12 protein-coding genes and 1 tRNA gene are annotated in these 12,103 nt (G+C 46.8%); 4 read left to right on the forward strand and 9 right to left on the reverse strand.

Going from position 1 to position 12,103, the window contains the following annotated elements:
• The first annotated feature begins 219 nt into the window (after positions 1-219).
• Positions 220-2,322, forward strand: a complete 2,103-nt coding sequence (locus INP77_RS06620) for an EAL domain-containing protein (protein ID WP_194748223.1) — start codon at positions 220-222, stop codon at positions 2,320-2,322.
• Between the two features lie 760 nt (positions 2,323-3,082).
• Here the strand turns inward: INP77_RS06620 and INP77_RS06625 are convergent.
• Positions 3,083-3,349 carry a hypothetical protein gene (locus INP77_RS06625; protein ID WP_194748224.1) on the reverse strand — a complete coding sequence of 89 codons (267 nt, stop codon included), beginning with the start codon at positions 3,347-3,349 and terminating at the stop codon, positions 3,083-3,085.
• Here INP77_RS06625 and INP77_RS06630 point away from each other — a divergent pair.
• Positions 3,348-4,127 carry a hypothetical protein gene (locus INP77_RS06630; RefSeq protein WP_194748225.1) on the forward strand — a complete coding sequence of 260 codons (780 nt, stop codon included), beginning with the start codon at positions 3,348-3,350 and terminating at the stop codon, positions 4,125-4,127. The two genes, INP77_RS06625 and INP77_RS06630, sit on opposite strands and share 2 nt — an antisense overlap.
• A 12-nt stretch (positions 4,128-4,139) precedes the next feature.
• Here INP77_RS06630 and INP77_RS06635 read toward each other — a convergent pair whose 3' ends face one another.
• A complete protein-coding gene (locus tag INP77_RS06635) occupies positions 4,140-5,240 on the reverse strand; it encodes an SH3 domain-containing protein (RefSeq protein WP_194748226.1) in 1,101 nt (366 codons plus the stop codon).
• A gap of 376 nt (positions 5,241-5,616) precedes the next feature.
• On the opposite strand from INP77_RS06635, the gene INP77_RS15080 reads away from it, so the two are divergent.
• Both INP77_RS15080 and INP77_RS06640 read left to right on the forward strand, forming a co-directional pair.
• Positions 5,617-5,946: a helix-turn-helix domain-containing protein gene (locus tag INP77_RS15080; RefSeq protein ID WP_368667920.1), complete on the forward strand. Its 330-nt coding sequence runs from the start codon at positions 5,617-5,619 to the stop codon at positions 5,944-5,946.
• Positions 5,859-6,863 carry a tyrosine-type recombinase/integrase gene (locus INP77_RS06640; RefSeq protein ID WP_368667928.1) on the forward strand — a complete coding sequence of 335 codons (1,005 nt, stop codon included), beginning with the start codon at positions 5,859-5,861 and terminating at the stop codon, positions 6,861-6,863. The genes INP77_RS15080 and INP77_RS06640 overlap by 88 nt, the downstream gene beginning before the upstream one ends.
• Before the next feature lie 34 nt (positions 6,864-6,897).
• Here INP77_RS06640 and INP77_RS06645 read toward each other — a convergent pair.
• From INP77_RS06645 to rpmI, 7 genes are all read right to left on the reverse strand, one after another.
• Positions 6,898-6,974: transfer RNA gene (locus INP77_RS06645), tRNA-Pro, on the reverse strand.
• Between the two features lie 109 nt (positions 6,975-7,083).
• Positions 7,084-7,512, reverse strand: coding sequence for a MerR family transcriptional regulator (locus INP77_RS06650; protein WP_194748228.1), 429 nt, complete (start codon positions 7,510-7,512; stop codon positions 7,084-7,086).
• A gap of 14 nt (positions 7,513-7,526) precedes the next feature.
• Positions 7,527-7,841, reverse strand: a complete 315-nt coding sequence (locus tag INP77_RS06655; protein WP_194748229.1) for an integration host factor subunit alpha — start codon at positions 7,839-7,841, stop codon at positions 7,527-7,529.
• Between the two features lie 137 nt (positions 7,842-7,978).
• Positions 7,979-10,345 carry a phenylalanine--tRNA ligase subunit beta gene (gene pheT, locus INP77_RS06660; RefSeq protein WP_194748230.1) on the reverse strand — a complete coding sequence of 789 codons (2,367 nt, stop codon included), beginning with the start codon at positions 10,343-10,345 and terminating at the stop codon, positions 7,979-7,981.
• Between the two features lie 52 nt (positions 10,346-10,397).
• Positions 10,398-11,399 (reverse strand): phenylalanine--tRNA ligase subunit alpha, encoded by a 1,002-nt coding sequence (gene pheS, locus INP77_RS06665; RefSeq protein WP_194748231.1) that lies wholly within the window; start codon positions 11,397-11,399, stop codon positions 10,398-10,400.
• 76 nt (positions 11,400-11,475) lie between these two features.
• Positions 11,476-11,835 carry a 50S ribosomal protein L20 gene (gene rplT, locus INP77_RS06670; protein WP_194748232.1) on the reverse strand — a complete coding sequence of 120 codons (360 nt, stop codon included), beginning with the start codon at positions 11,833-11,835 and terminating at the stop codon, positions 11,476-11,478.
• Positions 11,836-11,845: 10 nt separating this feature from the next.
• On the reverse strand, positions 11,846-12,043 hold the full coding sequence (gene rpmI, locus INP77_RS06675) for a 50S ribosomal protein L35 (RefSeq protein ID WP_018985786.1): 198 nt from the start codon (positions 12,041-12,043) through the stop codon (positions 11,846-11,848).
• Between the last annotated feature and the right edge of the window lie 60 nt (positions 12,044-12,103).

Genomic DNA, 12,103 nt, shown 5'->3' on the forward strand with positions numbered 1-12,103 from the left:
GAGAAAACCAATACACTAGAACGAATCGAAAACTTGAATGCTTGCGGATGTCACCGGAATGAGTCAAACCTAGGCTGAACACGCGTGAGTAAGCAATTTTTGCAGTGACAAACATTAAACTTATACACGAAATTGGGGGGGATGTCATGAATCACCGGCGACGGCAGTGCAACCCATTTGTATTTGTGCTGATGTTATTTAGTATTTGACCTGGAATCCATGCAATTCTTCCAAAACCTGAGTATACAGTCCAGACTACTGCTTCTAGTCATCGGCCCCGTCTTCGCGCTTTCCTGCATTTTTCTGTTGTTCGACTTTAAAGAACAACTGCAACATGAAGAAGAAAAACTCAGTCAGCATGCCTTGACCACTGCAAAATTTTTGTCTGCGGTCATCCATAATCAAGATCAATTACATGGCAAGCCTTATATTGATCGCTTGCTCAAGGCAAGCCAGCTTAACCGTGAGCCCTATCTTTCACTGATCATTGCAGACGCCAATAAACAACCGATCGCCAATATAGGTGCAGTCTTCACTATGCAAGACGGCCTGCTCCAGCAAGACACGATGGTCATGCAGCAAGCCACGCACGACATCACCATGGTGAAAGTGTTTTCCACCACGCCCGCACATCAGCTTTTGGGGTATGTATTTGTATCCGTAGACAAAGCCGCCCTGATCGAAGACCATAGGCAGGCATTTATTAAAAATGTCGGCTATATCACGTTGACCCTGATCTTGTGTTCCATCCTTGTCAGCTGGGTCAGTCGCTCTATCAGTCAGCCAATTCGCGATATGACCGCGGCACTCAAGCGCTTTGTGATCGGTAGCCAGCAGGTCAGCCAGGTTAAAAACACCCTGCCAGAGATCAAATCCCTACAAAGTACGATCAACCAGATCTCGCGTGAGATGCAGCACGTCGAGGCAGACATGCGTCACCGCATTCAAGATGCACAGGCGCAATTGCGTTATCAGGCGCGGCACGACGCCTTAACCGGGCTGGTCAATCGACAGGAACTCGAAAGACGGTTGCAGCAAGCCTTGCAAGACGTCAAACAGCATCGTGCCAATCATGTCTTCTGTTACATGGATCTCGACCAGTTCCGCGTCATCAACGACACCTGCGGTCACCTGGCAGGCGACGAAATGCTACGGCAGATCAGCATGATCCTGAGCCAACGCATTCGTGCCGAAGACACCTTTGCCCGCCTGGGTGGCGATGAATTTGGCTTGTTACTGAGTTATTGCCAGGTTGAAAAAGCCATTGAAATCGCCGCACAACTGCGGCAAATGGTCGAGGCCTTTCGTTTCATGCACGAAGGTCGGCTATTTCAAACTGGCATTAGCATAGGCATCGTTGAAATCACCGCAGACCTCAAGGACGTTGGCCAGATTACGCGCCATGCGGATGCCGCCTGCTACGTTGCCAAAGACAACGGCCGCAACCAGATTCACCTGTTCCACAATGAAGATGACGTGATGCTCAAGCGCCATGCGGAAATGGAGTGGGTACTGCGCATCAACGAAGCCATCGAACACAACGAATTTGTATTGTATTGCCAAGGCATTTTTCCGCTACAGCAAAAAGAACTGCCCCCCTTCTATGAAATCCTGATCCGCAAGCGTGACGAAAACGGCGGCATTATCCCGCCTGCCGAGTTTCTGCCATCGGCAGAGCGTTACAACCTCATGACCAAAATTGATCGCTGGGTCATTCAACATGCCTTTATGGCATTACAACCCCTGTTCAAACTGCAATCCAGCATCAAACCGTTTATTGTCAGCATTAACCTCTCGGGCATGTCGCTTGGAGATCCACAGCTATTGCCCTACATCAAAAACTGCTTTGAAACCTACGAGATTTCGCCTGGCCACGTCTGCTTCGAAATTACTGAAACCTCGGCAATTATCAATATCGACAACACGATCAAACTGATTAAAGAACTACAAAAAATGGGCACCCGCTTCATGCTGGATGACTTTGGCAGCGGCATGTCCTCATTCAGCTACCTCAAGCACCTGCCCGTCAACTTCCTAAAAATGGATGGTGCCTATGTCAAAGACATCACCAGCAACAAGGTAGACTTAGCTATGGCCAAAGCCATTCAAAGCGTTGCTCAATCCATGGAAATCAAGACCATTGCAGAATATGTTGAAGACCAAGCCACCTTGGACTGCCTCAAAGAAATGGGCGTCGCCTATGCACAAGGCTTCTACTTAAACCGCCCGATGCCACTCAACGAAGCCCTGGCCCGCCATATTGGGACCATCAGCCAACAACTTCAAGTACCCGTAACCATTACCCCCGATCTCGCAGTTTAATTGCACAACCAAGACTATGTGGACCAGACTTAAAGCCACAATCTTCGCAGCCTCAGAAGTTTGATCTCCTCACATGATCAACCTCGTTGACAGCTTGAAATGACGTAAATCTTCAGTATTAGGTGCTGTACCCTTAAGACTTGAGGCATGCAGAAACAACAAGCCAGGATGAACTGCAAATGATGATTGGGTGCAATCAAAATCACTATTTAAAAAGTACTCCCCCACCAACACTGTCGAATTAAACTGACCCTTGGATTGAACCCAATAAAAAGCCTCAGCCGCTGCTGCTCCAAGCTGGGATCCATGCCCTCAGCCACTAGCTTTATGGCCTCTTCACGCTTTTGCTTGACTTGCTGTAGGGAGATATCTGGAAGTACCAGGGGGAAAGCAGCTTTTCTTTGCTGCAAAGCGACACTAGAGCCGCCACCACTTGCTAATGTTGGGGTAACTCACACTGGGGCTAAGTGTTGTTACCCCGTCACTTACCCCACTTTACTCGTGGATATCAATGAACTACTTTGGATGGCTGATACGTAAAAATAGCCTTGAAAGGTCGTTTCAAGGCTATTTTTTGGATGGTATTGAACCACCTTGGATATGTGTATGGTCGGGACGGCGGGATTCGAACTCGCGACCCCTTGCACCCCATTTACATCCGGCAAAACAGAAACCTAATTAAATCAATACCTTGCGACGCTTGCTAACGTCGATTTTAGGCCTTGATTAGCCTCAACATGGCTTATTTAGTCATGAAAGGTTACGTTATGGTTACGTTTTTAATCCCAAAATCCTCACCGATTTTCCATAGTCCCCAGCCATCAAGCATGGGGGCTGTGGGAAATTCGGTGAGGTCATTTCTATTTAAATTAATCCACACACAACGTGCAAAGCTTTTGAGGACTGCCGCACGGACAACGCGCGCCAGCCCGCAAAAAGCGCAGACGCGGAGCGTCGATCTTAATCTTGTAATAAGAACACTTACCAAAACAACATATTCAACTATTTGGTATTGAGGTGAAATCATGACCACCTTTAAAGACCTACAAGATGAAATCCTGAATGAATCAGGCCATCAATCATGGCATCGTGTAACCGTTCGTGATTTTGGTGACAAGAATATTGAAGTTTCAGTCATGCCATACGAAACATGGTCAGAGATGAGTGAAGAAGATTTACCGCATAAATCTAAACGCGGTGAAGGGGACAGAGAACGTTCAGCTGAAGTCGCGGCAAAACGTGCTAAACGTAAGGTAAGGCACCTATGCAAGATGCTTAAGGCTCGCTATATGCTCACGCTAACGACAAAAGAAGTTATCACCGATACCGAAGTTTTCCAGCGGTACTTTCAAGAGTTTGTGCGCCGGATTAGACTTGTATCGAATTTCCAATATGTAGCCACACATGAACTGCAAAAACGTGGTGCGTTACATCTGCATGTTGCTGTAGCTAATCGACAAGATTACAAGCTGCTTTGGTCAATTTGGCATCGTGTGGTTGGTCAAGGAAATGGGCGTGTTCATGTAACCTCTGGAAACAAAAAAGCATCCATTAACAGGATTGCTGCCTATATTTCTAAATACATCGCCAAGAGCTTTGAATCGGGTGAATTAAATAAACGTCGATACTGGGCAAGTAAAGGAATAGGCGAACCAATTAAGGAGGTTCACCTTCTTAGAAAAAACTGGGAGTTTGTTGAAGTCTTGATGTACATCGTTGAGATATTTAAAGACCGAGGTATTACATTCGATCTTAGTTGTAATTGGTGCAATGGTAATAAAGGACTATTTTGGATGAGTACATGAGTTTTTGAATGCCTAATGAAATTTTTCTATATATCTAGAGTTAACCCAACCTTGGATTTTTAGATCAGTTGATTCGTCGACTCTCTCAACCAATGACCAATCTCCGTCTTTCTTAATCAGACGCACAGTTTGCCCTATGTATATCTGCCCAAGAATTGCAGATTTGGATTTTGGTTTAGTTCTAACAAGTAAGATTTCGCATTTTACAAAACGGAACTCTCTGAGCTCTAAACTTCGAATACTATCTAGTGGAGTGGATCTTTTTACCTCCTTTATAATCTGACGCGGACTTTCTGGAGGTTTATCAAAATAGTGATGATCAATATAAAGAGTCATTACTGAGACAGCCAAAGGGCATAACAAGAGGCTAAATATAAGAAGTAAATAATTTTGCTTTTTTGGGCTACCAAGCTTTTTAAGCTCTTCAATTATTAATAAATATAATCTTTCCAAATTTTGAGTTGTTTCAATTTGGAATGACTCATTTACACGATTGCTTATATAACCAACCTCTTCAAAAGAGATATTTGTTTCTTCAACAGTAAAAGTGTTGTCATCATTGACCACTAACTTACTAAGTTCAATTTGATTTTTTTCTACTAGCGAATTTATTTGTCCTAAGACTTTAACTGCCTCATTAAAAGATGAGGTCTGAACACGCTCAACCATCTCTCGGTAAGGTTTGAAAGGATCATTGAAACGTTCTATTTGCTTTATAAAGTCGGTTTGATATTTAAATGGATTACTAACTCGCTCCATCTTCTCAATCATTTCTTGATAAGGTTTGAAAGGATCATTGAGTCGTTCTATTTGCTTTATAAAGTCGGTTTGATATTTAAATGGATTACTAACACGTTCCATCTTCTCAATCATCTCCCGATGAGACTTGAAAGGATCATTGAGTCGTTCTATTTGCTTCATCAAGTCGGTTTGATATTTAAATGGATTACTAACTCGCTCCATCTTCTCAATCATTTCTTGATAAGGTTTGAAAGGATCATTGAGTCGTTCTATTTGCTTTATAAAGTCGGTTTGATATTTAAATGGATTACTAACACGTTCCATCTTCTCAATCATCTCCCGATGAGACTTGAAAGGATCGTTATCGCTCATAAAAACAACCTTTGTTTGTTCAAGTTAAGAATATGCAAATGATTATGAATGAAATTTGAAACTACCACCATTAAGTCAACCACAACAAGAATTCACGCCAACAATAAATAACATTTGACGCGTGACTGAGAACATAATAATCTACAAATGAACGGTTTATATTTACGGCGTAAGTTGGATACGCCCCCGGCATACATAAGTCAAAGGTTTAATTCCAGCCCGTAGCGAACGCTTGGGTTTTGTACATATCAATTTGACATAAGCTAGCCGTCTCTTTTCTATCCAACCCCGTTCATGTGTCCCAATTCTTTTGGGTGCATGAATATCGTGCACCTATCAGATTTGGATTTATGAATTTGATACGGGAAAACTCCAAATGATTACTTTAAGCACTAAAGAGGCGGCTGCTTTCCTGCATCTGCACCCTACTACGCTGCTTGATCGCACTAAGTCTGGTGAGATACCCGCCGCTAAAATCGGCAAGTGCTGGGTATTTTTGCAAGTTGACTTGATAGAGTATCTGCGCTCAAAATACTCTCAGCAAGCGTCGCAGGGTGACGAAGGGAATGAACAATGTCACTCTACAAACGAAAGGACTCAAAGTTCTATTGGGTCAAAATCGCTGTCAACGGTCAAAAACCGGTATATGAATCTACTGGCACTACCGACCGCCAACAAGCGAAAGAGTACGAAGCGAAGCGGCTAAATGAAATTTGGGAGCAATCCCGCCTAGGTATTAAACCCAAGTATTTATGGGAAGAAGCTGTCGTTAAATACATTGATGAGACCTCTCACAGTAAGTCGCACTCAACAGATTTAACGTTTTTTAGATGGCTAAGCAAATATCTGGACGGGGTCTACCTCAATGACATTAACCGTGCCTTGCTAGACCGTATTACTTCTATACGTAAAAAAGAGGGAAATGTGTCTAACGGGACAGTTAACCGTTATATGCAAATCGTCAGTCGGGTATTAAGACGCGCTGCGCTAGATTGGGAATGGATAGATAAAACCGTGAAGGTACGGTCACTACCAGAACCAAAAATCCGCATTCGCTTTTTAACATCCGAAGAAGCGGCCAGATTAATAAATGAATTACCGCCCCATTTGGAAGCGATGGTTCGTTTCTCGTTAGCGACAGGGTTACGCAAAAGCAATGTCACTAAATTAATGTGGTCGCAAGTGAACTTGCAAGATAGGCGCGCATGGATTCCTGCAGACCAAGCCAAGGGTAAACGGGCAATCCCTGTCCCTTTGTCTAGTGAAGCGGTTGAAGTGCTGCGTAAAGAGTTATTTAAGCACCCCACGCACGTGTTTACGTTCCGTGGGAAGCCTATCACGCAAGTGAACACTAAGGCATGGCATGCCGCCTTAAAACGTGCTGGCATTGTTGATTTCAGATGGCATGATTTACGCCATACTTGGGCAAGCTGGCATGTGCAAAATGGCACGCCGATTTACGTTTTAAAAGAGTTAGGCGGCTGGGCTGATATGGAGATGGTGCAGAAGTATGCACACCTGTCACCTGGTCATTTATCACAACATGTTGAGAACGTTTCTGGCATTATCGACAGTGAAGTGAAAGAGGAACTGGTTACGAATTGGTTACGTTCTGGTCAGTAAATAAAAAAGCCACTCTCACGAATGGCTTGTTTATTGGTCGGGACGGCGGGATTCGAACTCGCGACCCCTTGCACCCCATGCAAGTGCGCTACCAGGCTGCGCTACGCCCCGAAGATTCAAAATCAAACGATAAAACCGTTTGAAAAAGAAGGTGGCATTATAAAGCAAAACCGCATATTCGCTAAGCAGAATATGCGGTTTTTATGGCTACGTTGTGCGCTTATGCAGGCACTTTGAGCAATTGCAGCACTTGTTGAATTTGTTCTCTAAGCGCCGCCACATCAATAGCGGATTGCGATATTTCTTCTGCCATCAAGCCCTGAGATTGTGGACTGCTTGAAACCGCTGATTCGGTGTTGCTGCGCGGTTTATCTGCTTTTTCTTCCACACCATCCAGGCGATTGCGGGCGCCACTGATGGTAAAGCCTTGCTCGTATAGGAGTTCGCGAATTTTACGGATCAGCAGGACTTCGTGATGCTGGTAATAGCGACGATTGCCGCGGCGTTTGACAGGCTTGAGCTGAGTGAACTCTTGTTCCCAGTAACGCAAGACGTGTGGCTTCACCCCGCATAGTTCGCTCACTTCACCAATCGTGAAGTAGCGCTTGGCGGGAATGGGGGGCAACGACACTTTTTGCGTTTCTAGCATAGGGTGTAATCAGATCAGGCTTGTGCTTGTAATGGATGTTCTGCGTAGTGTTCTTCTACGCGTAATTTCAATTTTTGGCTGGCATGAAAGGTCACCACACGGCGTGCAGAAATCGGGATTTCTTCACCGGTTTTTGGGTTACGACCTGGGCGCTCGGATTTGGTACGCAGTTCAAAATTACCGAAACCGGATAGTTTGACGCTGTCCCCTTCTTCTAGCGCATTCCGGACTTCTTCAAAAAACGCTTCGACCATATCCTTGGCTTCGCGCTTGTTCAGCCCGACTTGTTCGAACAACAAATCGGCTAAATCAGCTTTTGTGAGTGTCATTAACGATCCCCTGAACCTTCTTATTATGCGAGATGACGCTTGAGTTGTATCAACTGTTAATCCTTGGAGTAATGCAATGATGATTTAAATGGCATTATCCTGATGAATTACCTAAATGATGTTGCCCCTAAGTGATACTATCTTAGTGATGCAGCAAAATTGGATGACCAGTTATTGAGGATTCGCGCCACGATTGTATCGACTTCCTCATCGACCATTGTCTTGCAAGTATCTTGCATAAGTACAAGAAATGCAAGGCTTTTTTTGTTTTCTGGCACCCCTTTGCCTTGATAAACATCAAACAATTTTAGGGTTTGTAATTGCGGAATTTGCTCGGCAATAATGGCATCAATCATGGTTTGTGCTGACACATTTTGATCAACAATCACGGCAAGGTCACGGCGCACAGGTAAGAACTTGCTTACCTCGCTATACGCCGGCACTTGCGTCGCCAGCGCAGCGGCCGCATCAAGCTCAAACAGATAACAGGCGCTGGTCAGGCCATACTGTTGTTGCCATTGCGGATGCAATTTACCCAGCCAGCCTACAGCTTGATCGCCCAGGTAAATACGCGCTGACTGGCCTGGATGTAAGGCGGGATGCTGCTCGACCACAAAACGCACGGTTTGCGCGAACAGCGACTCGACGTGGGCCTTGGCATCATAAAAATCAAAAGCACGGGCTTCTGTCGCCCATTGTTCTGGCTGGACGCTGCCATAGATCAGGCCAGACAGTGTCAATGTTTCGATAAAGCCCTGGTTACCTTGTTCATAGCGCGCACCGAGCTCAAACAGCATGGCACGGGTTTGCTGACGCTTGAGGTTGTAGTCCAGGGCATCCAGCAGACCGCCCCACAAACCGGAGCGCATCACGCTCAGATTGCTGGCAATCGGGTTTTTAAGTGTAATCGGTGCTTCATTCCCGTACAAATCACGCTCCCAGCTTGCGTCAACAAAGCTGTAGGTGACCACTTCTTGATAGCCTTGATTAACCATGACATCGCGCAACCAATGCTTGCTGCGCTGCGCTTCTGGCGAGGCCAGCATGCCTTGCGGTGCCACAGGGGTCAGTGCCGGGATATGCTCGTAGCCATGCAAACGGGCAACTTCTTCAATCAGGTCTTCTTCACGCGCGATATCAAACCGGAAGCTGGGCGCATTGACCTGGAACACACCATTGCTTTCGGTATAACTGAAACCCAATTGTGTGAGCAACTGCCCTACACGCGCCAGGCTGATTTCTATGCCTAACACTGACAGCAGGTAGGCATAGCGCAAACTGACTTGCTTGCGTACCGGCAAGTCGGCAGTCACTGCGGTGACGGCGGCGGCCTGGCCACCACAAATTTCGAGCACCAATGCCGTCGCACGTTCAAGGGCATTCAGTGTGTTACCAAAATCCACGCCACGCTCAAAACGGTAAGAGGAGTCGGTGCTCAACCCCAAACGACGGGCTTTACCAGCCATCACATCTGGCGTAAAGAATGCGCTTTCTAAAAAGATCGCTTGCGTAGTATCGCTGACTGCGCTGGGGTTACCCCCCATGATGCCTGCCAACGCCAAGGGGCCGTTACTGTCTGCAATGACCAAATCATCGCCTTTGAGGGTGACTTCTGTGTCATTAAGCAATACCAGTTTTTCACCTGCCTGGGCAAAACGTACCTGAATATCGCCTTGCAGCAGGTTCAGGTCAAAGGCATGCAACGGTTGCCCTTGCTCCAGCAAAATATAATTGGTGATATCCACCAGCGCACTGATGCTACGAATACCACTACGCTCAAGGCGGCGGACCATCCAGTCTGGCGTTTTAGCTTGTGCATTCACGCCTTCGATCACCCGGCCATAATAGGCCAGGCAAGCCGTACTGGCTTGCAGCGTCACGTTTTTGGTCAGTGTCCCTGTCACCGCAGCAGGGGCAACAGTTGGTGCAGTCATTGGCGCGCCGGTCATCGCAACCACATCGCGTGCAATACCGACGATGCTCAGGCAATCCGCACGGTTAGGCGTGAGCTTTAACGTGTAGGCATGGTCGTTCAAATCCAGATACTCACGAATATCCTGACCAACCGGCGCGTCTGCTGGCAGCTCCAGAATGCCGTTGGCTTCTGTGGCAATGCCCAGCTCTTTGGCAGAACACATCATGCCAAAAGACTCAACCCCACGTACTTTGGCTTGCTTGATTTGAATGCCTGGTTGCCCATTGATTTCTGGCAACTGTGCGCCAACCAGCGCACATGGGGCTTTCAAACCGGCACGCGCATTAGGCGCACCGCAGACAATTTGCAAAGTCTCCTCGCCGACTTTCACCTTGCACACTTGCAGGCGATCAGCGTCTGGATGTTTGGCCGCCTCCAGAATCTCGGCCACAACGACGCGGTTAAAGGCTGCCGCAACAGGCGTGAGCGCTTCAACCTCCAGGCCTGCCATCGTTAGCGCATGACCAAGCTGCTCGGTATCCATCGCTGGATTCACCATGGATCGTAACCATTGTTCGGAGAACTGCATATCTGTCTTACCTTGTCTTAATTCTGCTGTTTAAAGTGCGCGTGCGCTGAAATTACTTGATGAACTGCTGCAAAAAACGCAGATCATTATTAAAGAAATGGCGCAAATCATTGACGCCATAACGCAACATGGCCAGGCGCTCGACACCCAAACCAAAAGCAAAACCACGGTATTTGCTGCTATCGATATTGACGTGCTTGAGTACTTCGGGATGCACCATACCGCAACCACCGATTTCCAGCCAACCGCCATTCCAGCTCATGTCCATCTCGGCTGACGGCTCGGTAAACGGAAAGAAAGACGGACGGAAACGGACAGTTAAATCGTCACGCTCAAAGAATTTTTGCAGGAAATCCTGCACAACGCCTTTTAGGTTAGCAAAACTGATCTGCTCATCTACCCACAAGCCTTCCACCTGATGAAACATCGGTGAGTGTGTCGCATCCGAGTCCACGCGATACACACGCCCTGGCGCAATAATTTTTAAAGGCGGCGTATTGTCTTGCATGTAATGGACCTGCACTGGCGAGGTATGTGTGCGCAGCACGTATTCCATGTTATCCCCACCGGTTTCCACATAAAACGTATCGTGCATGGCACGCGCCGGGTGGTTGTCAGGGATATTCAAAGCGGTGAAATTATAAAAATCGGTTTCAATTTCAGGGCCATCGGCCACACTAAAACCGATAGAGTGAAACAGCTCTTCCACACGACGCAAAGTCAGCGTCACAGGATGCAGGCCCCCTTTGGACTGCGCACGCGCAGGCAAAGTCACATCAATGGTTTCGCTCGCCAGTTGCTTGGCCTGGGCTGCGGCCAAAATACTGTCACGCCTGTCATTCAAGGCTTGCTCGACCGCCTGCTTGACCACATTAATCGCTGCCCCGGCTGCAGGACGTTCTTCGGCACTCAACTTGCCCAAGCCCTTCAATGCCTCCGTAATAGCGCCTGACTTGCCCAAAAATTTGGCCTTGGCGTTTTCCAGTGCAGGGATATCATGACAAGCGGCAAAGTCCTGTGCTGCTTCTGCGATTAAGTGATTAAGATCAGCCATCGTCGGTATTCTTTTAGGGTTTAAGTAACATTAAAATAAAAAAAGAGGCCGCAGCCTCTTTTTTTGGTAGGTCTGATTAGGCGCTTAAACCTGTTTTAGCCAATTCTACAAACTTGGCAAAAGCAGCTTTATCGAACACGGCCAGATCAGCCAGCACTTTACGGTCAACTTCAACCGCAGCTTTTTTCAAGCCATTCATGAAACGGCTGTAGGTCAAACCAGCTTCACGGGCTGCCGCGTTAATACGGGCAATCCACAATGCGCGGAATTGACGTTTTTTCTGACGACGGTCACGGTATGCATATTGACCGGCTTTCATGACCGCCTGTTTGGCAACACGGTAGACGTTCTTACGACGACCACGGTAACCTTTAGCAGCATTTAATACTTTTTTGTGTTTTGCGCGTGCGATGACACCACGTTTTACTCTAGGCATGTCGGTCTCCTTATTGTGTTGGCATCATTGCGCGAACGCGTTTCACGTCGGTCGCAGAAATAATTGCGGTACCGCGCAGTTTACGTTTTTGCTTGGTTGTTTTCTTGGTCAGGATGTGGCGCAAGTGAGAGTGTGTACGCTTCACTTTGCCGTTACCCAAGAACTTGAAGCGCTTTTTGGCGCTGCTCTTTGTTTTCATCTTTGGCATTTTGGTCTCCTTAGAGGTTGAGTAAAGAGTGAGTAGGCAGCCAATTTAGCCATATCACTC

The sequence above is a fragment of the Methylophilus sp. 13 genome, assembly GCF_015354335.1.
In the GTDB taxonomy this organism is placed as follows: Bacteria; Pseudomonadota; Gammaproteobacteria; order Burkholderiales; family Methylophilaceae; genus Methylophilus; species Methylophilus glucosoxydans.

Coding starts and splice junctions, on each gene's coding strand:
- INP77_RS06620 (WP_194748223.1), top strand. CDS start 220: ATGCAATTCTTCCAAAACCTGAGTATACAGTCCAGACTACTGCTTCTA.
- INP77_RS06650 (WP_194748228.1), bottom strand. CDS start 7,512: ATGCTAGAAACGCAAAAAGTGTCGTTGCCCCCCATTCCCGCCAAGCGC.
- INP77_RS06625 (WP_194748224.1), bottom strand. CDS start 3,349: ATGATTTCACCTCAATACCAAATAGTTGAATATGTTGTTTTGGTAAGT.
- INP77_RS15080 (WP_368667920.1), top strand. CDS start 5,617: ATGATTACTTTAAGCACTAAAGAGGCGGCTGCTTTCCTGCATCTGCAC.
- pheT (WP_194748230.1), bottom strand. CDS start 10,345: ATGCAGTTCTCCGAACAATGGTTACGATCCATGGTGAATCCAGCGATG.
- INP77_RS06630 (WP_194748225.1), top strand. CDS start 3,348: ATGACCACCTTTAAAGACCTACAAGATGAAATCCTGAATGAATCAGGC.
- INP77_RS06635 (WP_194748226.1), bottom strand. CDS start 5,240: ATGAGCGATAACGATCCTTTCAAGTCTCATCGGGAGATGATTGAGAAG.
- INP77_RS06655 (WP_194748229.1), bottom strand. CDS start 7,841: ATGACACTCACAAAAGCTGATTTAGCCGATTTGTTGTTCGAACAAGTC.
- rplT (WP_194748232.1), bottom strand. CDS start 11,835: ATGCCTAGAGTAAAACGTGGTGTCATCGCACGCGCAAAACACAAAAAA.
- pheS (WP_194748231.1), bottom strand. CDS start 11,399: ATGGCTGATCTTAATCACTTAATCGCAGAAGCAGCACAGGACTTTGCC.
- rpmI (WP_018985786.1), bottom strand. CDS start 12,043: ATGCCAAAGATGAAAACAAAGAGCAGCGCCAAAAAGCGCTTCAAGTTC.